Source organism: Collinsella acetigenes, from assembly GCF_012844445.1.
Lineage (GTDB): Bacteria > Actinomycetota > Coriobacteriia > Coriobacteriales > Coriobacteriaceae > Collinsella > Collinsella acetigenes.
The window spans coordinates 532,345-553,281 of the sequence record NZ_JABBCP010000002.1; the positions used below are offsets into that span (position 1 = coordinate 532,345).

At 58.1% G+C, this 20,937-nt stretch carries 23 protein-coding genes, 1 other RNA gene and 1 pseudogene; 7 read left to right on the top strand and 18 right to left on the bottom strand.

Translation table 11 applies throughout. The annotated features are described in order from the left end of the window. Positions 1-11: 11 nt before the first annotated feature. Positions 12-323, bottom strand: a pseudogene (locus HF320_RS05475) (peptide chain release factor-like protein); the annotation flags it as partial. Between the two features lie 87 nt (positions 324-410). Next, positions 411-1,925 carry an MFS transporter gene (locus tag HF320_RS05480; protein WP_169277385.1) on the bottom strand — a complete coding sequence of 505 codons (1,515 nt, stop codon included), beginning with the start codon at positions 1,923-1,925 and terminating at the stop codon, positions 411-413. A 410-nt stretch (positions 1,926-2,335) separates the two neighbouring features. On the opposite strand from HF320_RS05480, the gene HF320_RS05485 reads away from it, so the two are divergent. Further along, positions 2,336-3,415, top strand: coding sequence for a 6-phosphofructokinase (locus HF320_RS05485; protein ID WP_169277386.1), 1,080 nt, complete (start codon positions 2,336-2,338; stop codon positions 3,413-3,415). A 12-nt stretch (positions 3,416-3,427) separates the two neighbouring features. Then, positions 3,428-3,919: a large conductance mechanosensitive channel protein MscL gene (gene mscL, locus HF320_RS05490; protein WP_169277387.1), complete on the top strand. Its 492-nt coding sequence runs from the start codon at positions 3,428-3,430 to the stop codon at positions 3,917-3,919. A 40-nt stretch (positions 3,920-3,959) separates the two neighbouring features. On the opposite strand, the gene HF320_RS05495 is transcribed toward mscL, so the two are convergent. The 6 genes from HF320_RS05495 to HF320_RS05520 all read right to left on the bottom strand — a co-directional run bounded on the left by HF320_RS05495 (position 3,960) and on the right by HF320_RS05520 (position 9,417). Further along, a complete protein-coding gene (locus tag HF320_RS05495) occupies positions 3,960-4,925 on the bottom strand; it encodes an alpha/beta fold hydrolase (protein ID WP_169277388.1) in 966 nt (321 codons plus the stop codon). Positions 4,926-4,988: 63 nt separating this feature from the next. Then, a complete protein-coding gene (gene panD / locus HF320_RS05500) occupies positions 4,989-5,381 on the bottom strand; it encodes an aspartate 1-decarboxylase (protein ID WP_169277389.1) in 393 nt (130 codons plus the stop codon). Positions 5,382-5,419: 38 nt separating this feature from the next. Next, a complete protein-coding gene (locus tag HF320_RS05505; protein WP_169277390.1) occupies positions 5,420-6,232 on the bottom strand; it encodes a Rossmann-like and DUF2520 domain-containing protein in 813 nt (270 codons plus the stop codon). Positions 6,233-6,235: 3 nt separating this feature from the next. Next, positions 6,236-7,093, bottom strand: coding sequence for a pantoate--beta-alanine ligase (panC, locus tag HF320_RS05510; RefSeq protein WP_248276608.1), 858 nt, complete (start codon positions 7,091-7,093; stop codon positions 6,236-6,238). A 43-nt stretch (positions 7,094-7,136) separates the two neighbouring features. Further along, a complete protein-coding gene (gene panB / locus HF320_RS05515; RefSeq protein ID WP_022386969.1) occupies positions 7,137-7,982 on the bottom strand; it encodes a 3-methyl-2-oxobutanoate hydroxymethyltransferase in 846 nt (281 codons plus the stop codon). Between the two features lie 151 nt (positions 7,983-8,133). Beyond that, positions 8,134-9,417, bottom strand: coding sequence for an O-acetylhomoserine aminocarboxypropyltransferase/cysteine synthase family protein (locus HF320_RS05520; protein ID WP_169277391.1), 1,284 nt, complete (start codon positions 9,415-9,417; stop codon positions 8,134-8,136). Between the two features lie 198 nt (positions 9,418-9,615). Between HF320_RS05520 and HF320_RS05525 the strand changes: the two genes are divergently transcribed. Next, on the top strand, positions 9,616-10,062 hold the full coding sequence (locus HF320_RS05525) for a C-GCAxxG-C-C family protein (RefSeq protein ID WP_211158959.1): 447 nt from the start codon (positions 9,616-9,618) through the stop codon (positions 10,060-10,062). A gap of 107 nt (positions 10,063-10,169) precedes the next feature. Here the strand turns inward: HF320_RS05525 and HF320_RS05530 are convergent, their stop codons facing one another. Together HF320_RS05530 and HF320_RS05535 are read right to left on the bottom strand one after the other, a co-directional pair. Next, the gene (locus HF320_RS05530) at positions 10,170-10,814 is read right to left on the bottom strand and encodes a YigZ family protein (protein WP_169277392.1); all 645 of its coding nucleotides are present in this window, start codon (positions 10,812-10,814) and stop codon (positions 10,170-10,172) included. A gap of 6 nt (positions 10,815-10,820) precedes the next feature. Further along, positions 10,821-11,519, bottom strand: a complete 699-nt coding sequence (locus HF320_RS05535; RefSeq protein ID WP_284697864.1) for a copper homeostasis protein CutC — start codon at positions 11,517-11,519, stop codon at positions 10,821-10,823. A gap of 91 nt (positions 11,520-11,610) precedes the next feature. On the opposite strand from HF320_RS05535, the gene rnpB reads away from it, so the two are divergent. The 4 genes from rnpB to HF320_RS05555 all read left to right on the top strand — a co-directional run bounded on the left by rnpB (position 11,611) and on the right by HF320_RS05555 (position 14,446). After that, positions 11,611-11,995, top strand: an RNA gene (gene rnpB / locus HF320_RS05540) — RNase P RNA component class A. Between the two features lie 147 nt (positions 11,996-12,142). Continuing rightward, positions 12,143-13,192, top strand: a complete 1,050-nt coding sequence (locus HF320_RS05545) for an inorganic phosphate transporter (RefSeq protein ID WP_169277393.1) — start codon at positions 12,143-12,145, stop codon at positions 13,190-13,192. Positions 13,193-13,213: 21 nt separating this feature from the next. After that, a complete protein-coding gene (locus HF320_RS05550) occupies positions 13,214-13,837 on the top strand; it encodes a DUF47 domain-containing protein (protein ID WP_169277394.1) in 624 nt (207 codons plus the stop codon). 81 nt (positions 13,838-13,918) lie between these two features. Next, positions 13,919-14,446 (top strand): nitroreductase family protein, encoded by a 528-nt coding sequence (locus HF320_RS05555; RefSeq protein ID WP_169277395.1) that lies wholly within the window; start codon positions 13,919-13,921, stop codon positions 14,444-14,446. Positions 14,447-14,632: 186 nt separating this feature from the next. On the opposite strand, the gene HF320_RS05560 is transcribed toward HF320_RS05555, so the two are convergent. From HF320_RS05560 to pstC, 8 genes are all read right to left on the bottom strand, one after another. Then, a complete protein-coding gene (locus tag HF320_RS05560; protein ID WP_169277396.1) occupies positions 14,633-15,316 on the bottom strand; it encodes a DivIVA domain-containing protein in 684 nt (227 codons plus the stop codon). Positions 15,317-15,376: 60 nt separating this feature from the next. Continuing rightward, entirely contained in the window at positions 15,377-15,646 is a 270-nt protein-coding gene (locus HF320_RS05565; protein WP_022386977.1) for a YggT family protein, read from the bottom strand. An 8-nt stretch (positions 15,647-15,654) separates the two neighbouring features. Then, positions 15,655-16,401 (bottom strand): cell division protein SepF, encoded by a 747-nt coding sequence (locus tag HF320_RS05570; protein WP_169277397.1) that lies wholly within the window; start codon positions 16,399-16,401, stop codon positions 15,655-15,657. 75 nt (positions 16,402-16,476) lie between these two features. Next, positions 16,477-17,217 carry a YggS family pyridoxal phosphate-dependent enzyme gene (locus HF320_RS05575; protein WP_432417937.1) on the bottom strand — a complete coding sequence of 247 codons (741 nt, stop codon included), beginning with the start codon at positions 17,215-17,217 and terminating at the stop codon, positions 16,477-16,479. Positions 17,218-17,351: 134 nt separating this feature from the next. Beyond that, the gene (locus HF320_RS05580; protein WP_169277398.1) at positions 17,352-18,227 is read right to left on the bottom strand and encodes a phosphate signaling complex PhoU family protein; all 876 of its coding nucleotides are present in this window, start codon (positions 18,225-18,227) and stop codon (positions 17,352-17,354) included. Between the two features lie 64 nt (positions 18,228-18,291). Then, the gene (pstB, locus tag HF320_RS05585; RefSeq protein WP_022386981.1) at positions 18,292-19,095 is read right to left on the bottom strand and encodes a phosphate ABC transporter ATP-binding protein PstB; all 804 of its coding nucleotides are present in this window, start codon (positions 19,093-19,095) and stop codon (positions 18,292-18,294) included. A gap of 18 nt (positions 19,096-19,113) precedes the next feature. Next, the gene (gene pstA, locus HF320_RS05590; protein WP_169277399.1) at positions 19,114-20,016 is read right to left on the bottom strand and encodes a phosphate ABC transporter permease PstA; all 903 of its coding nucleotides are present in this window, start codon (positions 20,014-20,016) and stop codon (positions 19,114-19,116) included. A gap of 3 nt (positions 20,017-20,019) precedes the next feature. Next, the gene (gene pstC, locus HF320_RS05595; RefSeq protein WP_169277400.1) at positions 20,020-20,934 is read right to left on the bottom strand and encodes a phosphate ABC transporter permease subunit PstC; all 915 of its coding nucleotides are present in this window, start codon (positions 20,932-20,934) and stop codon (positions 20,020-20,022) included. Positions 20,935-20,937: the final 3 nt, after the last annotated feature.

A 20,937-nucleotide genomic window follows, 5' to 3' on the forward strand; every position in this document is an offset into this window, starting at 1 on the left:
TTTTTGTCACATTATTCGTCGCCGGTGATGCGGCGGCGCGAGGCCTTGAGGTCGGAGCGCATGCGTTTGTCCTTAAGGCGGCGACGGCGCTGAGAGGCCGGGACCTTGGTTACGTGGCGCACCTTGGGCGGCACGGCGCGACGACGAAACTCCTCCTGGAGTTTGCGGACGCACGATGCTCGATTTTGAAACTGGCTGCGGCTTTCACGCGCGGTTACCACGATCCCTGTGGGAACATGGCGCATGCGCACGACCGAATCGGTGGTATTAACGCCCTGCCCTCCCGGACCGGTGGCGCGAAAGACATCAACCTCGCAGTCACGGGCAACCTCAGCCGCCGTTTGATGCACAAGCACGGCATACTCTCGATATGTCAGGCGTTTTTCTTCCATGAGCCCCAGCCTAGCACGCTAGCGCCGCGCACGACGGGCACGTACCAGGCACAGCACAAAACCCACGGCCACAAGGGCAGCGACGCTCATGAGCGCCCAGCGGTAACCATAGAAAAAGATATCCGGCCTGCCGGCAACATAGCCTGCCACGGGCCTTCCCGCAGCCTCGCCCATCTTGCCGTATAGAATCGCCATGCCGCCCGAGATGCCCAAAGCCATACCCATGTTTTGCGAAAGGCCGGAAAGGCTCCCCACAAAACCCAGGGCATCCAGAGGCGCCGCGCTCATGAACAGCGAGTTGTTGGGCGACTGAAACGTCGAGGTGCCCAAAGACATCAACGCAACGGCAGCAATAATCACCGGAAGCGGGCTGTTCTCATTGAGAAACCCTACCGCAGCAAGACCAAGGGAGTAGATAAACAGGCCCACACAGGTGGGAATATGCGAGCCTACCCGATCGGATAAAGAGCCCGAAAGCGGACCCACCACAATGTTCACCAGGGGAATCACCGCAAAGAGAAAACCGGAGAGACTCGGTGAGAATCCATGCGCATCCTGGAAATAAAACGGCAGGATGATCTCGCTCGCACCGATAGCGATAAAGCTGATGAGCGTCGCGAGCACGTTGATGTTGAAGGTAAGGCTGCTAAAGACGCTCAGGCGCGCAAGCGGCTGTTCCGCATGAAGCTCAATGTGAACAAACAACGCCATGAGCAGCAGGCCGGCCAGCAGCATGCCTGCGATCTTGAGGGAGGCTCCCTCGCCCATAAAGGTGATCGAGCACAGCAGCAAAACCAGCGCAGGCACGAGCGCGCAGGCACCAGGCAGATCGAACTTGATACCACGACGGTCGGGGCACACATGCGGTAGCGTCTTGAGACCCGCGGCGAAACATGCAACGCCTACCGGCACGTTGATGAGGAAGATATACTCCCACGGCAAGGACGACACGATCACGCCGCCCAGCACAGGGCCGCACATCATCCCTAAGGCCACAAAGCTCGCGAGCAGACCCAAAGCACGCCCACGCTCCTTGGCGGGAAATGACTCGGTGATGATGCCCATGTTATTTGCCATAGCCGCCGCAGCTCCGATGCCCTGCACGCAGCGCGAAACCAACAGCATCGCAAATGCATGCGAAAGGCCGCACAAAAGCGAGCCGATTGCAAAGAGCGCCACACCCGCTTGGAAGAGCCAGACTTTGCCGAACATATCGCCCAGGCGCCCAAAGATAAGCATCGAGGCACAAATGGCCACGAGATAGACCGTAGAGACCCACTGGATATCGCTCAGACTTACGGCAAGGGCCTTTTGCATCACGGGAAGCGCCACGTTGACAATGCTCGAATCAAGCGTGGACATGAAGGTCATGACCAGCACGGTGAACAGAATCGCCCATTTGTTCTTGCCATGGGTATCGCCCTCAAGGGCAATGCGGCGTCGCTCCTCGACAGAAGGTCCGCACGCGTCCACGTTCGCGACCTCGCTGTGAGCATCCTTTGCGGGCGTTGTATTCAAACGCTCGTTGTCCATCGTTCGCATCTCCTATCGATCGACAGCCGCACGGCGGCAACGAATACACAAAAAGGCGGGCCCCTCACTCATAGCAGCATGAGCTGGGAACCCGCCTTTGGTTCATTGCCCTCTTTTGTACCATGAATCCACTGCCTTCACAAAAAGTAACGAAGAGCACACCAGGGGACACGATCCGGGCACGCCCTCCAACCGTCATAGCGCTGGGAGCATCCCGCGCCCCCGCTCGCATCGCCCGAGCACGAGCGTCAGCCAGTGACGGCGCCCGTGTGCACGCCATACTCAACATCACCTGATCGATAGCCAACACAACCATGATGTTTACAGGCTTGTCAGACGCCCGTAAAGAGACACGAGTTGCGGTAAACTTTCCTTTGTCTATAACTACCAAACACACTGCGAGGAATACCATGCTCAGGGTTGGACTTCTCACCAGCGGCGGCGACTGCCAGGCGCTGAACGCTACCATGCGAGGAATCGTCAAGACGCTCACCAACTGCTCCCCGAAACCCGTTGAGTTCTACGGCTTTGAGGATGGCTATCAGGGCCTCATCTACAGCCGTTTTCGCGTTATGACGTCTGCAGACTTCAGCGGCATCCTCACGCGCGGCGGAACCATCCTGGGAACGAGCCGCACGCCGTTCAAGCAGCTGGATACCCCCGAAGCCGACGGCGTGGAAAAGGTTCCTGCCATGGTGCATACCTACCACAAGCTCAAGCTCGATTGTTTGTTCATGCTGGGCGGCAACGGTTCCACCAAGACGGCGAACCGCCTGCGCCAAGAAGGCCTTAACGTCATCGCCCTTCCCAAGACCATCGACAACGACACCTGGGGCACCGACATGACTTTTGGCTTCACCAGCGCAGTCGAGGTCGCCACCAAGTGCATCGACGACATCCACACCACCGCCTCGAGCCATGGCCGCGTCTTTGTGATCGAGATCATGGGCCACAAGGTAGGCTGGATCCCCTTGTATGCTGGCGTTGCAGGCGGCGCCGACATCATCTTGATCCCCGAGATTCCCTACGACCTCAAGGCCGTAGAGCGAAGCATCGAGCAGCGTATCGAAAACGGCGGTCGCTTTGCTATCGTCGTGGTTGCAGAAGGTGCCATCTCCAAGGAGGACGCCGCGCTCTCCAAGAAGGAGTACAAGAAGAAACTTGCGGCGCGCACCTCCCCCTCCATTGCCTACGACCTCGCCGCAGACATCGAGCGCGTCACCGGGCGCGAAACGCGCGTCGCCATTCCCGGCCATACCCAACGCGGCGGCGAGCCCGATGCCCAAGATCGCGTTTTTGCCACCCAGTGCGGCGTCGAGGCCGCCCGCGGCTGCCTCGAGGGCGAATTTGGCTTCATGGTGGCACAGCGCAATGGGAAAATGTGCCGAACCCCTCTTGAAGAAGTCGCCGGTAAGCTAAAGTGTGTCAATCCCAGTAGCGATTTGGTGCGCGAGGCAAAGATGCTCGGCATCGGCTTTGGCGACGAATAGGGGTAGCCAGTCATGGCAAGCGGGAAAAAAGGCATTCTTACCGAGTTCCAAGAGTTCATCAGCCGTGGTAACGTAATGGACCTCGCCGTCGGCGTGATCATCGGCGGCGCGTTTACCGCGATCGTCAACTCCCTGGTGACAAACGTCATCAGCCCCCTCATCTCGTTTATCACCGGTGGCAGCACCGAGGTACCCGGCATGGCGGTGTCCCTTGGCGGGAACACCATCGACTTCGGAGCGTTTTTGGGCGCCGTCATCAACTTCTTGATTACGGCAGCGGCCGTGTTTGCAATCGTCAAGTCTTTGAACGCCCTCAATGAGATGAAGGACAAGGCAGCACACAAGGTGGGACTTGTTAAAGATGAGGAAAAAGAGGAGCCTCCCGCCCCGCGTCTGTGCCCCTTCTGCCGCCAAGAGATTCCCGAGGACGCGACGCGCTGTCCGTACTGCACTTCAAAGCTCGATGGCTACAAGAACGATCAGGACACCCGTCACCTCTGTTAAGGTCCATCCCTCTACAATTCGCCCACATAAACGGCGCGCGCTAGAGACCTTGCTCACCCAGCCAAAAGACGCAATCCGCATACATGTCCTGACGAATGGGCTCGTTGAGAATCTCGTGGCGCGCGCCTTCGTATATCTTGAGGTCAACGCGCTCGACGCCCGCGTCTCGATACTCTTTTACGGCAGCACGCACTCCGCGCCCGCAATCGCCTACCGGATCCTCGGCGCCGGCGATAAACAGCAGGGGCAGACCCTTGGGCACGCGCTGCGCCCCCTTGCTCGAAACGGCCTCTTTGACAAGGGTTGCCAGCGTGGCATATGCACCCACGCTAAACATCTGGCCACAGCGGGGGTCGGCAATGTACTCGTCGACCACAGCCTCATCGGTCGAGAGCCAATCAAGCGGCGTGCGCGCATCCTTAATCGCCTTGCTATAGGCACCCGCGCCTAGAGAATCGGCGAGCTTGCTGCGATAGCGCTCGCCGCGGGCACGCGCGATGAGCCCGGTAATGGCGCGCCCGGCCACCGCCATAAGCATGGGTTGCTGGCCCGTGCCGCAAATCAGCGCGGCATCGACCCCAAAAGCATGACGCGTAAGGTATACGCGAGTAACGAAGCTACCCATCGAGTGCCCAAAGATCGCATATGGGATATGAGAATCGGGATAGGTGGCCGCAAAGCTCTCCATCACGCGGCAGCGCAGCTCGTGCACGTCGGCAACGAGAATATCGGCACCACCTCGCAGGGGCATGTGTCCCAAGTCTTCTTCGCAAGACACTGACTTCCCGTGACCCACGTGGTCGTTTGCACAGACGGCAAAACCTTGCGAGCACAGATACGCTGCAAAATCTGCATAGCGCTCAACATGCTCCGACATACCGTGAACCAGCTGGATCAAGCCGCGTGGGGCACGCAGGCCGTCGTGAACATCTTGGGGCTCCCATAAGAGGGCGCGAATCGCAGAAGAGCCGTCGTGGCTGGGATAGCTAATGCTCGTGGTCACCATGGGCACTCCTCGTAAAAGAAAAAGGGAACAAGAGGTTCATGCCCCTCTTGTTCCCCATAGCGCCTACTGCAAGTCTTCCAGCCTGCCGTGTTTCTCGTAACGCGTGATGCGCGATGCCTTGTTATCGTCGTCCACGAAGACCACGCGCGGTTTCATCTGAGCGGCCTCACGCTCATCTACCTGTGCATAGCACATGATGATCACCTTGTCGCCCACCTCAACATAATGCGCGGCGGCACCGTTAAGGCAAATCATGCCGCTACCCGGCTCACCGGCGATCACATAGGTCTCCAGGCGCTTGCCGTTATTGACGTCTGCAACCTGAACCTTCTCGTACTCCAAAATGCCAGCGGCCTCCATCAGCTCCGAATCGATGGTGATCGAGCCAATGTAATCGACCTCGGCCTGCTTGACCGTTGCGCGATGAATTTTGCCTTTGAGCATAGTGAGCATCATGCGAGAGAGTCTCCCCTTGTTGCGTTGGTGTGGTTGCGCTAACGTTGCGCCGCAATACGGTACAACACATTAGTCAGAAGCTGGTAGATCTGTCGATCATCTCCAGAAAGACAGCTCAGATGAGCCTCGATAGTCCGAGTGTCCCCTCGGGCAGCGGGTCCGGTAAGTGCCGCGGCGCAACCGTTGTGGGCGATGTGCTCCGCGTTGCCCAAGAACAGCGAGGCCAGGGCGGCTTCGGCGTCGTCCTGGCTCAAACCGCATGCGGCAAGCTGCGAAGCCGCCTCGTGATACAGGCCAACGACCAAATTTGACGCCATGACGGCAGCCGCGTGATAGCGCACCTTGTCCGCCGCATCAATACGTGCATGCTTGTTGCCAAGCCTATCGAGGATGGCCTCGAGCAGGCAGACAGCCTCATCATCGCCCTCAAGCGAAAACCACGCATGCCCAAGCTCGCGCCAGCACTCAAAGCGGCTACTCACCGCATAGAGCGGGTGCATGGAGGCAATGTGCGCGCCGGCTTCGCGGCACGCCGTAAGTGCATCGGACGAAGTCGCACCCGAGCAGTGCATAACAATCTTTCCGGTAAGGTCCACGCCGCAGTCGGCAAGCCCTTCCGCAAGCTCGCGAATGGCACCATCGGGCACCGTCAGAAAGATGAGCCGGTTGTCGTGGGCAAGGCCTGCCAATGAGTCGTACGCAAAGCCCTCGCAAAACTTCGCCGCCTCGCGGGCGTGCTCCGCCGACCTGCTAAAGAACCCCGGCTGTCCAAGCATCGGCTCTTGTTGCAGATAGCGCGCAAGCGAGCAGCCCACCTTTCCAGCCCCCACAAATCCAACCGGCGTGAGCATGTCCTACGCCTTCGGATCAAAGATAAAGTTATCGATCAAGCGCGTCTTGCCAATGTAGACAGCCATAGCGCACAAGACAGGCTCGTCGCCGATCTTTTCGATCTGCACGATGTTCTCGAAGTCGACCATCTTCACATAGTCGATCTTGGCAAGCGGCTCGGCCTCGATAATGGCCCTCATTGCGTCGAGCACCGTCGCGGCGTCACGTTCGCCCTCCTCGACCATCTTCTGGCCGGCAAACACGGCGCGCGAAAGGCACAGCGCCGCCACGCGCTCCTCGGCGGAAAGATACGTGTTGCGCGAGCTCTTGGCCAGGCCATCCTCCTCGCGGATGATTGGGCAGCCCACAATCTGGATGCCAAAATTAAGGTCGCGAACCATACGACGGATGACAGCGAGCTGCTGGGCGTCCTTCTGGCCAAAGTAGGCGCGGTCGGGGCACACGATATTAAAAAGCTTGGAGACGACAGTGCACACGCCACGGAAGTGGATCGGGCGCGTAAGGCCACAGAGCTCATGCGTGAGCTCGTCCATGTTCACATAGGTGCAGGCGTTAGGCGCATACATCTCGGAGGGATCGGGATGAAAGACCAGTGCGGCGCCGGCCTCCTCGCAGAGCTTGCAGTCGCGATCGAAATCGCGCGGGTAGCTCTCCAGATCCTCGGTAGGACCAAATTGCGTGGGGTTCACGAAGTCGGACACGACAACGCGATCGTTCTCGGCCGCAGCGCGCACGATCAGGCTCTTGTGGCCCTCGTGCAAAAATCCCATGGTGGGAACGAGTCCGATCGTCAGGCCTTCACGCTTCCATGCGCGCACCTGCTCGCGGACCTCGGCAACGGTAGCTGCTGTTTGCATCATTAACTCCTCGATAACGGTAACGTTAGATGATCAGCCGACCTCGTTATTTGGCGGCGCGAAGCTCCTCCATCACGGCGGGATCGATCTTGTAGCTTTCGGCGGCAGCGGGGAAATCTCCCGACTGGACAGCTTCATCATAGGCGCGATAGGCCTGCTTCATGGCCTCGCCGATCTGTCCAAACTGACGCACCATCTTGGGCTTGAATCCGCCCGTGGTCATACCGAGCAGGTCCTGCGCGACAAGCACCTGGCCGTCCGTGCCGCTACCGGCACCGATGCCGATCGTGAATGCCGAGCTCAACTGCTCGGTCACATAGGTGGCAAGGTCTGCCGGCACGCACTCGAGCACAATCGAGAAAGCGCCCGCGGCCTCGATGGCCAAGGCATCCTCGACGAGCTGCTTGGCCGCCTCCACAGACTTGCCTTGCACCTTAAAGCCGCCAAAGGCATTGACGGACTGCGGTGTGAGGCCGATATGCCCCACCACGGGAATACCCGCCTGCGTCATCGCGCGGATCTGCTCGCAAACGGTCACGCCGCCTTCAAGCTTAACGGCCTGGCAACGGCCCTCCTTCATAAGACGCGCAGCGTTTGCCACAGCAGTGGGAATGTCGGTTTGGTAAGAGCCAAAAGGCATGTCGCCCACCACAAAGGTGTCATTGCAGGCGCGCGTAACGCAACGCGTATGATGAACCATGTCGTCCATAGTCACGGGCAAGGTCGAATCGTAGCCCATCATGGTCATGCCCAGAGAATCGCCCACGAGGATCATATCGATACCGGCTTCTTCGACAAGCGCCGCCATCGTGTAGTCATAGCTGGTCACCATGGTGACCTTACCGCCCTCGTCAACTTTCTTCTTGAGCGTCAAAACGGTGTTCTTTGCCATATATGCTCCTCTTTACGGTCTCGGCGCGCGAGGGGCAACCACGCGCGCCGAAGGCACCGAATATTCCGCTTTATTCTACTACGCAGGCCGATTCATGCCCCGAAAGCATGGCAAGAACACGACACCCGCACCTCGCGCACGACTCGCTTTTCTAGACAAGCGAAAGGGCGTGCTCGATATCGGCAATCAGGTCCTGCGAGGACTCGAGGCCGCAGGACAGGCGCACCATATCGGGGCTGATGCCACAGGCCTCAAGCTCGGCATCGTTCATCTGGCGATGCGTTGCATTTGCGGGATGCAGGCAGCAGGTACGAGCATCGGCCACGTGCGTAGCGATTTGGCAAAGGGAGAGGTTCTTCATGAAAGTCTCTGCTGCGGCGCGGCCACCCTCAAAGCCAAAGCTCACAACACCGCAGGTGCCGTTGGGCATGTACTTCTTCGCAGTCTCGTAATAAGGATCGCCTTCAAGGCCCGGGTAGCTCACAAAGCGGATCTTGGGATGGTTATTGAGGTACGTTGCCACAGCCAGGCCGTTTTCGCAGTGGCGCGGCATGCGCACGTGCAGGCTCTCGAGCGAGCTGTTGAGGAAGAACGCAGCCTGCGGATTCTGCATGGGGCCCAGATCGCGCATGAGCTGCGCGGTCGCCTTGGTGATGAAGGCGCCTTCAAGGCCGAACTTCTCGGCATAGGTCACGCCGTGGTAGCTCTCGTCGGGCGTAGTGAGGCCCGGGAACGTATCGGCATGAGCCATCCAGTCGAACTTGCCAGCATCCACGATCACACCGCCCAGGTAGGCGGCATGACCATCCATGTACTTGGTGGTTGAGTGCGTAACGATATCGGCGCCCCATTCGATAGGGCGACACATCACGGGCGTGGGGAACGTGTTGTCGACCATCAGAGGTACGCCGTGCTCATGCGCCGCCGCGGCGAAGCGCTCGATATCGAGTACGGCAAGGGCCGGGTTCGCGATGGTCTCGCCAAAAACGAGCTTGGTGTTGGGCCTAAAAGCTGCCTCGAGCTCCTCGTCAGAGCAATCGGGTGCCACGAAGGTGCAGGTAAGGCCCATGCGCTTCATGGTATGCGATAGCAGGTTATATGTACCGCCGTAGATAGCGGAGCTTGCCACCACATGGTCGCCCGCCTCGGCGATATTGAAAATGGCAAGGAAGTTCGCTGCCATGCCGGAGCTGGTGAGCATGGCCGCAGAGCCGCCCTCCATCTCGGCGATCTTTGCCGCCACGAGGTCGCAGGTGGGGTTCTGCAGACGGCTGTAGAAATAACCGCTCTCCTCCAGGTCGAACAAACGGCCCATATGCTCGGAAGTGTCGTACTTCCATGTGGTGGACTGGTAGATGGGAACCTGGCGCGGCTCGGCATCGCCCGGATGATATCCACCCTGGACGCAAATGGTATCCATACGCTGTTCGGTCATTAGATGCTCCTTTGTTTGTGCGGAATAGGAAAAAGATACTCCCCGGCTTTACCCTGCTCAACCCATAAATTGCATAGGATTATCCCGCATCGCGAGGCGCTTGACCAGCCGCCATGCGGCACCATAAACCGCATCCCCCGCCGCCCAAAATGCGAGTACAATGTCGAGCGAACGAAATAGCCAGCGAAAGGAGTAACCATGAACGCCATCGACATGACCAAACTCGACCTCGAGGCCTGCAAGGCTCAGGCAGCCGCCTACCATAAACAGGGATTCAACTGCGCTCAAGCCGTCGCCTGCTCGCTTGCCCCGGCACTGGGTTTTGATACCAATACCGCGTTTCGTATTCTCGAGGGATTCGGCGCGGGCATGGGTGGCATGACAGAGACCTGCGGTGCCCTCTCGGGAGCCGTCGCCATCTTGGGCCTGTTGAACAGCGAGGGCATGGCGAACCCCACAACCAAGCGACACTCCTATAAGCTCTCCCGCGAGGCCGCCGCGCGCTTCAAGGATAAAAACACGACGACCATCTGTCGAGAGCTTAAGGGCGTAGGTTCCGATGCCGGCCCTATCCGCAGCTGTCCCGGCTGCATCGACGACGCCGTCGAGATCGCCATTCAGATCATCGGCGAGCAGCAGGCGTAGCCCAGCTGTCTATAGACGATATGCATAGCAAGGTCCCGCCCAGAACGTTTTCCAACGCCTGGGCGGGACCTTCTTCATGCATATGACAAGCAACCTTGGCGCACGACCTACTGGCGCGTAAACTCGGCAAAGTGCGCCGGAGCCACCAAGATCTCTTCGTGCCCCGCCATGAGCTCGCGCATCTTGTCGCAAAACGGAAGTTCCTCACCCGAGCGAAATACAAGGTGCAAGACCACACGATCGGTAAAATCGGTCGAGGCAACAGCGGCACCCAGGCCTTCGGCTATATGGAGAACTTGCTCGTATTGAGCATAATCAAGAGTGACATCGACCGGCGTCACACTCGTCATCTCGACGAGCATGCCCGCCTCGCGCGCATGCGCCACCGCCGCCTGCGCCGCAGCGGTATAGGCGCGCACCAGGCCACCGGGGCCCAAAAGGGTTCCGCCAAAGTAACGCGTGGTCACACAGCAGACGTCCTTAAGGCCCTCACCACGCAGCACCTCGAGCGTGGGCATCCCGCTCGTTCGGCTAGGCTCGCCGTCGTCGGATTGTCGCTCGCGACCATCGGTGGAAATCCAAGCGGGGACGTTATGGCGCGCATCGTAATGGCGCGCGCGAACGGCAGCGATGAAGTCGTTTGCCTCTTCCTCGGATTCAATATGGACCAACTGGGCGATAAAGCGGCTTTTACGATCGACAAACTCCCCGGTTGCCTCGACGCCCGCGCGCAACGTGAAATAGCTCTCCACAAACGCCTACCCAAGCTTCACGATCTTGGTGCCATGCACCTCGGAGACGCCCACGGCACTCGCAACCTGCTCGGCATTGGCATAGGTAATGCCTGCGCCCGGGAGAATGATCAGACTGCCCGCAGCGTACTCGGCAAGCTCCTGCAGACGGGGGATGTTGTCATCGATGTTGGTGCCGGCAAGACCACCATGGGTCAGGATGCGATCGACGCCATGTTCGGAAAGCCAATCGATTGCGTCGAACTGAAGCTCGGCAGGCATAGCGTCAAAGGCCATGTGGAAGGTAATGCGCATGCCGCGCTCAGACTCTACCGTGGGAACATGCGCCATGGCGATCAGGCGCTCGAGTGCAGGGATGTCCAACTCCCCCGCCTCGGTCAGGCAGCCAAAGACAACACCCGTGCTGCCCAGGCTGCGCGCCACCTCGATATCGTCCAACATCATCTCGACTTCTTCGTCGGAGTAGACAAAGTTGCCACCGCGCGGGCGAATCATCGTCATCACAGCCACGCCATGAGACAAGGCGTACTCACAGGTGTGCGCGATCACGCCGTACGAAGGCGTGGTTCCACCCACAGCCAGGTTGTCGCACAGCTCGATTCGCTTGGCGCCAGCATCGATTGCCTCGGCAACATGCTCGAAGTTCTCGGCACAGAATTCTTTAATCAACATAGGCGCATCGACCTTTCGTCTCGTATCAGCCATGCGCGAGCCCATAATCCATTTGTGCAAATGAAGTTGCGGCGCGCGTCGTATATCTGCATGCATTATAGCGTGTGCTACAATGCTTCCCTGCGAAGTGGGCCAGGCGATCGCGCGTACGCAGTCCCGTCAGGGGCATGTCGTCCGTGAGGAAAGTCCGGGCTCCGCAGGGCAGGATGCTGGCTAACGGCCAGGCGGGGTGACCCGACGGATTAGTGCCGCAGAAAAGAAGACTCCCACCTGCGCGCGCCTTGGCGCACGTAAAGGGAAAAGCTGAAACGGTGGTGTAAGAGACCACCAGCGCCGCGGTGACGCGGCGGCTTGGTAAACCCCATCCGGAGCAAACGCGAATAGGAACGCTATGGGCTGGCCCGGTCCGCGTTCGGGTTGCGTGCGACTACTGCACCGCGCACCTTGGTGTGCGGGCAAAGATAAATGATCGTCCACGACAGAACCCGGCTTATCGGCCCACTTCGTCTTTCTCTTTCCCAAAACGCTTAAAACGCTTTACCAAATCGTCGATTGCCGAGAAAATAGCTACGCCCGCAAACATCGACCGTGCGTCAGGGTCGTGTAACGGGTATCTTAGTTCACGTTTGTATCGAAATTCGATTAAGGCGGACGTCGTGGGAATCTCTCTTGCGTCTTTTCTCCAACAGGTAACCTCGAATCCTGTTTTGGCAATCACCGTTGCCCTTACGTTGGGCGTCATCTTCGTCAACGGCTGGACCGATGCCCCTAATGCCATCGCCACCTGCGTCACCACGCGGTGCATGCGCGTACGATCGGCCATTATCATGAGCGCCATCTGCAACTTCTTTGGCGTTCTTATCATGACCCATATCAACGCGAGCGTAGCCTCGACCATCAGCAATATGGTCGACTTTGGCGGAGATACGACCATGGCGCTTATAGCGCTGTGCGCAGCGCTCTTCTCCATTGTGGTCTATAGCGTGGGCGCCTCTATCTTTGGTATCCCAACCAGCGAAAGCCACAGCCTCATCGCCGGTCTCACCGGAGCCGCCATTGCCCTGGGAGGCGCCGGCGGCGTCAATATGGACGAATGGATCAAGGTCATCTATGGCTTGGTGATGAGCCTGTTCTTTGGCTTTGCGATTGGCTGGGCAACCGCAAAAGTGGTTACCGTTATTTGCGCAGGCCTCGACCGTCGGCGTACCGACACGTTCTTTAAGTACGCACAGATCTTTGGCGCCGCAACCATGAGCTTTATGCATGGCGCGCAAGACGGCCAGAAGTTTATCGGCGTGCTCTTCCTGGGCGTGGCATTTGCCTCTGGCCAGCCCGATGTTGCCGGAGCCGTAATCCCCGTATGGCTTATGGTGCTTTGCAGCGCAACCATGGGCCTGGGCACGAGCGTGGGCGGCGAGAAGATCATCAAGTCCGTAGGCATGGACATGGTGAAACTCGAAAAATACCAGGGTTTTTCTGCCGACCTCTCCAGCTCTCTGTGCCTTTTGGTCATGACCGTGCTGGGCATTCCCGTATCGACCACGCACACCAAGACAAGTGCCATCATGGGCGTCGGTGCGGTTCGCCGTCTTTCTGCCATTAACTTTGGCGTCGTTAAAGACATGATGCTCACCTGGATTTTCACGTTCCCCGGATGCGGCATCATCAGCTACGCGATGGCAAAGCTCTTCATGTTCCTGTTCTAGACCGTCAGTTAAGGATTCATCATGGCTAAAAAGAACGATACGTTTTTCTTCGACAACTATCGCGCCTGCGCGGACCGCTCTTGCAAGGCAGCCGAGTTTCTCGCCAACATCATGAGCTCGTTTAACCCCGGCGAAATTCGCGGAAAGCTCGACGAGATGCACGCCATCGAACAATCGGCCGACGAGCTGCGCCACCAGATGTCCGACGCCCTTGTCAAGGCGTTCATCACGCCAATGGAGCGCGAGGACATGGAGGTTCTAAGCAACCAGCTCGACGCGGTGACCGATCACGTCGAAGGCGTCCTTCACCGCCTGTACTTTGACAATATCCTTGAGATTCGCCCCGACGCACTCCAGATGGTCGATACCGTCGTGCGCGGCTGCAAGGAGATGCGCGCCCTGATGGACGAGCTCCCGCAGTTTAAGAAATCCAAGACCCTCCAGCAGCGCGTCATTGCCATCAACTCCATCGAGGAGGAAGCCGATGACTTGTATGTCCATGCGATGCGCGAGCTGCACACCACCTGCAGCGACCCCCTGCAAGTTATCGCATGGCGCGACGTCTACACGTTCCTGGAGCTCTGCGCCGACTCCCTTGAGCATGTCGCCGAAACCGCTGCGACGATTGCCATGAAAAACAGCTAAGGCATCCCCTCGGTTCATGCGACTCCTATCGCGCTACAATTGAATGACGAATCATGCCGGCGCTTCTTGAAAGGAATTGCCATGTCTTTTGAAGATCTTACGCGCGCTCGTTTCTCCTGCCGTCGCTACGAAGACCGCCCTGTTGAAGATGACGTGCTCGCGCGCGTAATCGAAGCCGGACGAATTGCCCCTTCTGCCTGCAACAAACACCCGACGCGAATCAAGGTATGCACGAGCAAAGACGATCTTGCACGCGCCGCCCTCGCCTGCCCGCGTTTTGAGCGCAACGGCAGCATCTTTGGAGCTCCCGCAATCATCATCGCCTGTGCCGAGACCGAACGCGCCTGGGTTCGCAAGTACGACCAGATGAACTCAAGCGAGATCGACACCTCTATCGTTGTGGACCAGATGATGATGGCAGCAACAGAGCAGGGGCTGGGAACCTGCTGGGTTTGCGCATTTGACCCACAGGTCATCAAAGAGCAGTTCGGCCTGCCTGCAGGCCTGCGCCCCATCAGTATGCTCCCGCTTGGTTATCCCGCCGAGATAATCGCCGCGCCCGAGGCACGCGAGACTCGCTGCATCTCGCCCGAGGATTTCACCATCTAACAAAAAAACCGCTCAGCACTTACATGCTGAGCGGCACCAACGACAATCTATTTATACCAGAGCGGCAAAATCCCAGCTCAACGGCATCGGTAGACGGTCATTTTCCCGGTTAAACGGCAAATGGGGGTCTTTTCGGCAATTCGAAAAGACCCCCGTTTTGCGTATCGTGAATATAAACTGTGATTGCTAGTCCAGATCGTCCATGCCAAAGTTGTCAATCGGAGCAAACGGATCGGCAACAGCAGCAGGCGCGGCGACGGGAGCGGCGGGAGCCGGAGCGGCAACCGGGGCTGCAGGAGCAGCTGCCACGGGAGCAGCAGCGGAACCAGTAGGCGTAGAGCTCATCAGATCGCGCGGGAAGGAGTTTTGTGCCTCGTCCATGAAGTGCTGAACGAGCTTCATGTACTCGTTCTTAAAGTCCTCACGGGAAGCCTTCAGGCGATCGATCTCCTCAATCTCGTTTTGCTTCTCGGCGAGAGCCTGACGAATGACCTCGCGTGCCTTGGCGTCGGCCTCGTTCTTGATGCGCTCGGCATTCTCACGAGCCTCGCTAACAATGTTGTCGGCAGTCTGCTGGGCAGCGATAAGAGCGGCAGAGATCTGACGCTCGCTAGCGGTGTAATCAGGCGCAACGGGAGCAGGAGCGGGCGCGGGAGCCGGAGCGGCCTGGGCCTGCGCAAGCTGATTCTGCGCATCGGTAAGCTGCTGCTCGGTGGCGGTCAAACGATTCTTAAGGTCCACGATCTTGTTAAGCATCGCATCGACCTCAGCAGAAACCTGCTCCAGGAAAACATCGACCTCACCGGGATCATAGCCGCGCTTGGCCTCGGAGAAAGTCTGAGCCTGAATATCAGCTGGTGTAATAGCCATCTAAAACATTCCTTTCATTCGCCATGCTCAAGGTCGTCGTTGCCAAGAGCACTCGCGTCCTCACAAAATTATACTAATCAGCAAACGTTCCGCCACGGTCAACGCAAGAACTGCAATTACCGGAGAGAAATCGATACCCATCGTCGAAGGCATCATTTTCCGAAACAGGTTGAGATACGGATTGACCAGAGATCCAATCACGGCGGCGATGTCGGCAAGCAAGCCATCCCGCTTCATGGGAATCCATGTGAGCAGGCACCAAATCACGATCAGCGTGCTGTAGAAGTTGACCAGGGTATTAATGAGATTAACGATAGTATAAGGATTCACGCACTCACCTAGCTCTTGAGATAGCCATCGGCGCGCAGCTTGGCCAGGTCGGAATCCTTAACCTCGCAGCCCTGGGGCAGCACCATGAACACACGGTCGCCCACCTCGCGCACGGAAGCGCCCAGCCCACAGGCAAAACCATAGGAGAAGTCGAGCACACGCTTGGCAACTTCGGTGCGAACGCCCACGAACACCAGGGCAACGGGCTGCTTGGTGCGCACGCGACGAACCACGGTCTCGACATCGTCATAGCTCTCGGGGCGCAAGACATAAGCCGGAAGCTGCGGCGTACCGTTAATCACAGCATCGACACGAGCCGCGGTCGCAGCCGCGGAGGACGTCTGAGCCGGTGTGGAAGGGGCCGCAGAATGCATGCCGCCCGCGTAGCTCGAAGGGGTGTCATAGGCACCCGGACGATATGCAACAGCATCCTGCGAGCGCGCGGGAGGATTATACGTAGTTGCATGACGATCGGCATCGCCAACAAGCTGACCGCTGCGCGTATACACTGCTACAGACTCAGCCTCGCCACGACGCGTCTGGCCAAGAACCCCGTTACTGGGCTCGTCATCATACCCATAGCTGCCCGACGAACCATAAGAGCCGGCGCCATAGGAATCATCTGGATAGCCGCCTTCTGGCGCATCATCATAATAGGCATCGTCGTAGCCCTCTTCTGCGCCGTAATCATCTTCGGGATAAGCCCCCGCCTGGCCGAAGGGGAGCTTGTTCTTGAGTTCATCTAGAAAGCCCACGATGGTACCTTTCTGCCCGTAGTGCGATTGATGTATAGGTGGGTGTATGGTCAAACCACACGCATCAGCCTGTGGTTATTGTAGTGCAAAGGATGGGTTAAATGCCACCCTACCAAGGCGAATGAGGGTAGAGCCCTCTTCAATGGCTACATCGAAATCCTCACTCATGCCGCACGAGAGTTCGCTGAGCGTCAAAGAGGGATAGACCCCCTCAAGCTCATCGCGAAGCTCGCGCAGACCGGCGAAGGTCTTTGCAGCCACCTCTTTGCTACCCCGTGGGGCCATTGTCATAAGCCCACGAACGGAAATGCCAGAAAGCTCCATGAGATCCTCGATGCATGCGCGAAGAGCCTCGGGCGCAAACCCCGACTTCGACTCCTCGCCGCTCACATTAACCTCCAAAAGAACCTGCTGAGGAGCAAAAAACTCCCCCGCCTCCAAGCGACGAGAGACGCGCTGGGATACCGCACGAGCCAGGTCGAGCGATTCGATAGAATGAATCACCTCGGCATGACCGAGCACGGCATTAATCTTATTCTTCTGCAAGTTGCCAATCATATCCAGACGGACCTGGGGCAAATCATCGATAGCATGCAAGCCCTCGAATTTACGCACGAGCTCCTGCGGGCGGTTCTCCCCCAGCAAGGTATAACCCGCGCGCACGGCATCGGCTGCGGCATCAATATCAACCGTCTTGGACACCGCCATGATCTTGACGTCCTCGCGGGAGCGGCCAGCGTGGCCAAGCGCGATATCAACCCGCTCAAGAATCTCCTCGCGGCGACGACGCAGATCATCAAGATATGTCTGAGCCATGCTCATCATCCCGTCCACCTTAGGGTTTACGACTTTTTGCCATACTAACGCAAAGGCGCGGTACCGCTGCGGGCACCGCGCCTAAATTCATAAACCTTAGTTTATTTGCATGCCAAGTGGCAGAGAGCGAATGACTACTCCTCAGTAGCTACGGCCTCGTCATCATCGGCATCGACTTCGTCGTCATCATTCAAAGACTCGATTAGACGACGGAGCTGCTCGCCCACCTCATCCAGTGGAAGCTTAGCAACGTACTGTGCATCGGTCTTGGGGTCCAAGACCACGCCCTCGCCGGAAGGAACGCGCATGCTCTCCAGCTCATCCTCGTCGATATCAGCGAGGTCGGAAGCGGTCAGACGCTGGCCGGTGAGCAGGAAGGTCAAACGGCATGCTGCATCGATGGAGATGGAGGCAGCACGGTCCAGATAGCGTGACACCATGATCGTGCGGCGCAGGTCGTCATAGGAGTTATCGTCCGAGAGCTCGGGGGCGCTCATACGATTGTACGTGCGGAAGAACTCTTCGTAGATCTGGTGCACAGGTTCGTCCTGGTCGGAAAGGCCACAAACGATGCTCATATCGTTGTTCACAAGTGCAGAGATGGAAGAGCCCACAACGCGATAGACGCAATCGGCCTCGCGCAAAATCAGGTCGTTGAGTTCGGAAGGCAGCTCGATATCGGCCTTAACCTTATGCTTTGCCGCACGAGCGATCTGGCGCACCTTATCGGTCATGCGCTGCAGGTTGAAATCGATATAGATGATGGTCTGCAGCAAACGGAAGTCGGATGCCACCGGGCCCTGCGTCGCGATGAGGTTGTAGCACACGGCTTCAAGATTGGCGCAGCGCGCATCGATCTGAAGCGTCGATTTCTTGGTCTTATTGGCGAGCTTCTTGTCGCTTGTCAAAAAAGCGGTGACAGCATCGTGAAGCGTTAGGTCGACGGCCTCGTAGATGGAAAGCATCTCGTGGCGCGCCTCGACAAGTTGACGCGAAAAGAGCTTGCGCATGGTTTTCTCCAATCAGACAGATGCGAGCATGTGCAACTCGCAAGAAACGGGCACCGGACGCGAATCAGCCAAAACGACCGGTGATGTAGTCTTCCGTGCGACGATCCATGGGACTAGTAAAGATCGCGTCGGTTTGACCATACTCGATAAGTGTAGCAGGCTCGCCCGCAACTTCTTGTAAGAAGAATGCCGTGTAATCGGAGATTCGTGCTGCCTGCTGCATGCTATGCGTGACGATGATGATCGTCATCTCGGGCGCAAGCTCGGCCATCAGGTCCTCGACCTTCTGAACGGAGGTGGGATCGATGGCGGAGCAAGGCTCGTCCATCAGGAGAACGTCCGGCTGCACAGCCAGAACGCGAGCGATGCACAGTCGCTGCTGCTGGCCACCAGAGAGCGCCAAGCCGTCTTTCGAGAGCTGATTGGAGACCTCTTTCCATAGGTTGGCGCGCTTTAAGGACTCTTCGACGATATCGTCGAGGTCGCTTTTGCTAGTCACGCCCTGCAGTCGGGGGCCAAAAGCGACATTCTCGTAAATGGATTTAGGGAAAGGATTGGGCTGCTGGAAGATCATGCCCACGCGACGGCGCAAATCGACAGGGTCCACGCCCGGAGCGTAGATGTTGTTACCGTCGAGCGACATCGAGCCGCTCACGTGCGTTCCCTCGATCAGATCGTTCATGCGATTCATACAGCGCAGGAAGGTCGACTTGCCACAACCCGAAGGACCGATAAACGCAGTGATCTTGTTGCGGGCGATATTGACATCAAGGCCGGTGAGCGCATGGAAATCTCCGTACCAGAAGTCAAAATCCTTGGCGATAATGGCGCTCGACTCGGGCGTGGGCGCGGACTGATAGACAGACATGGGACTCCTTTGGGCGACTTATCGGCTTCGACGCGACAGATAGCGAGAGAACAGGTTGAACGCAAGAATGATAATCATCAGCAAAAGCGCGGTGCCATAGGCTGCATTCATGTTGATACCATCGTTGGCAAGCAGGTACAGGTGAACGGTCATGGGGCGACCGGAATCAAGCGGCGTGATAGGCATATTGATAGCCTGGCCCATGGTGTAGAGCACGACAGCGGTCTCTCCGATGGCGCGGCCGATGGCAAGCACGATGCCCGTGGCAATACGGCCAAAGGCAGAAGGAAGCACGATCTTACTCACGACCTGCCACTTGGTGGCACCCAATCCATATGCACCCCAGCGAATATAGCGCGGCACGGCGCGGATGGCCTCCTCGGTCGTGCGCATGACGATGGGGAGCATGAGCAACGCCAGAGACATAGCAGCGGAGAGCATGGAGAGACCCAGGCCCATAGCCTCAACGAACAGCGCGTAGCCAAACAGGCCCATGACGATCGAGGGTACCGAAGCCAGGGCATCGGCTGCGTATCGAATGATATTGACCAAACGTCCCTGCTTGGCGTACTCGGCAAGATAGACGGCTGCAAGCACGGCGATAGGCGTGCAGATGAGCATGGCAAGCGCCGTGACGTAGATGGTGGAGACGATGGTGGGCCAGATACCGCCCTCGGCATTGACGCCCTCGGGCCAGCCAAAGATGAAATCGGGCGAGATGTGCGGTAAGCCGTTGATCACCACATAAGCGATGATGGCAACGAGCACCAGCGTCGTGATATAGGCCGCGGCACGAAAAACACCGAGCATCACCTTGTTGGACGTGTCCTTGGAGATGCGACCGGCCTTGCCATGAGAGAGGGCGCGCTTAATGCGCTTGCGCGAGGTAAGCTCATCGGTCTGAGCGGATTGGTCAGCCATGCCCTACCTCCTCTTCTTCGAAATCAAGCGCACGATGCCCACGAGCGCAGCGGAAATAATGAACAAAACCACGCCCATACCAAACAGGGCAGAACGGTGAAGACCGCTCGAATAGCTCATATCGAGCGCAATCTGACTCGTGAGCGTAGAGATGGGGCTCGCGATGGAAGACGGGATAACGGGAGCGTTGCCCACCACCATAAGAACCGCCATGGTCTCGCCGATAGCACGGCCCATGCCAAGAACGATGGCGTCGACGATGCCGAGCTTAGCGGCAGGAAGAACAACCTTGTAGATGGTCTGCCACTTGGTGGCGCCCATAGCGTAGCTCGCCTCTCGAATGCCCATGGGGATGGAGTTCAAAGCATCCATGGTAAGCGTGGTAATCGTAGGAACGATCATGATGGCAAGAACAAACCACGCGGTAAGCGCGCCAAAACCCAGTCCGTCAGAAATCTGAGCCACGAACGGGCGGATAATCACCATGCCAAAGAAGCCGTAGATGATCGAAGGAATGCCTGCCAGCAGGTCAACTGCAGGGCTGATGATCTTGCGAACGCGATCGCTCGCAATCTCCACCAGGTACACTGCCGTTCCCACGCCAAGCGGCACGCCCATGACAAGCGCGCCAACAGTCACAAGGCCGGAGCCCGCAAGCAGCGAGACGATACCATACTCGCCCTCGCTCGGAGCCCAGGTAAGGCTAAAAAAGTTGGCAAGCCCAATATCGGTAAAAACGGGGAATGCACTGTACGTGGTGAACGCGAAGATCAAGATAACCGTCACAACCGCCAAAAACGCACAGGCGAAAAAGAGGTACTGGAGAGCTTTCTCCTTAACATACGTTGCATGCGAAACGAGCGCGAGCTCGCGTTTGGGAGCCGCGCTGGGCGTCTCTTCCATGGTCTGGTCCTCCATGCA

What these genes read in the sequence shown, in the direction of transcription:
- HF320_RS05495 (WP_169277388.1), bottom strand. Translation starts at nt 4,925, where the DNA reads ATGGTGACCACGAGCATTAGCTATCCCAGCCACGACGGCTCTTCTGCG.
- HF320_RS05580 (WP_169277398.1), bottom strand. Translation starts at nt 18,227, where the DNA reads ATGCGCAAGCTCTTTTCGCGTCAACTTGTCGAGGCGCGCCACGAGATG.
- HF320_RS05560 (WP_169277396.1), bottom strand. Translation starts at nt 15,316, where the DNA reads ATGGCTATTACACCAGCTGATATTCAGGCTCAGACTTTCTCCGAGGCC.
- HF320_RS05550 (WP_169277394.1), top strand. Translation starts at nt 13,214, where the DNA reads ATGGCTAAAAAGAACGATACGTTTTTCTTCGACAACTATCGCGCCTGC.
- HF320_RS05485 (WP_169277386.1), top strand. Translation starts at nt 2,336, where the DNA reads ATGCTCAGGGTTGGACTTCTCACCAGCGGCGGCGACTGCCAGGCGCTG.
- mscL (WP_169277387.1), top strand. Translation starts at nt 3,428, where the DNA reads ATGGCAAGCGGGAAAAAAGGCATTCTTACCGAGTTCCAAGAGTTCATC.
- panB (WP_022386969.1), bottom strand. Translation starts at nt 7,982, where the DNA reads ATGGCAAAGAACACCGTTTTGACGCTCAAGAAGAAAGTTGACGAGGGC.
- HF320_RS05555 (WP_169277395.1), top strand. Translation starts at nt 13,919, where the DNA reads ATGTCTTTTGAAGATCTTACGCGCGCTCGTTTCTCCTGCCGTCGCTAC.
- HF320_RS05480 (WP_169277385.1), bottom strand. Translation starts at nt 1,925, where the DNA reads ATGGACAACGAGCGTTTGAATACAACGCCCGCAAAGGATGCTCACAGC.
- HF320_RS05525 (WP_211158959.1), top strand. Translation starts at nt 9,616, where the DNA reads ATGAACGCCATCGACATGACCAAACTCGACCTCGAGGCCTGCAAGGCT.
- panC (WP_248276608.1), bottom strand. Translation starts at nt 7,093, where the DNA reads ATGATGCAAACAGCAGCTACCGTTGCCGAGGTCCGCGAGCAGGTGCGC.
- HF320_RS05520 (WP_169277391.1), bottom strand. Translation starts at nt 9,417, where the DNA reads ATGACCGAACAGCGTATGGATACCATTTGCGTCCAGGGTGGATATCAT.
- pstB (WP_022386981.1), bottom strand. Translation starts at nt 19,095, where the DNA reads ATGTCTGTCTATCAGTCCGCGCCCACGCCCGAGTCGAGCGCCATTATC.
- pstC (WP_169277400.1), bottom strand. Translation starts at nt 20,934, where the DNA reads ATGGAGGACCAGACCATGGAAGAGACGCCCAGCGCGGCTCCCAAACGC.
- HF320_RS05535 (WP_284697864.1), bottom strand. Translation starts at nt 11,519, where the DNA reads ATGGCTGATACGAGACGAAAGGTCGATGCGCCTATGTTGATTAAAGAA.
- HF320_RS05575 (WP_432417937.1), bottom strand. Translation starts at nt 17,217, where the DNA reads ATGGCTCAGACATATCTTGATGATCTGCGTCGTCGCCGCGAGGAGATT.
- HF320_RS05505 (WP_169277390.1), bottom strand. Translation starts at nt 6,232, where the DNA reads ATGCTCACGCCGGTTGGATTTGTGGGGGCTGGAAAGGTGGGCTGCTCG.
- pstA (WP_169277399.1), bottom strand. Translation starts at nt 20,016, where the DNA reads ATGGCTGACCAATCCGCTCAGACCGATGAGCTTACCTCGCGCAAGCGC.
- panD (WP_169277389.1), bottom strand. Translation starts at nt 5,381, where the DNA reads ATGATGCTCACTATGCTCAAAGGCAAAATTCATCGCGCAACGGTCAAG.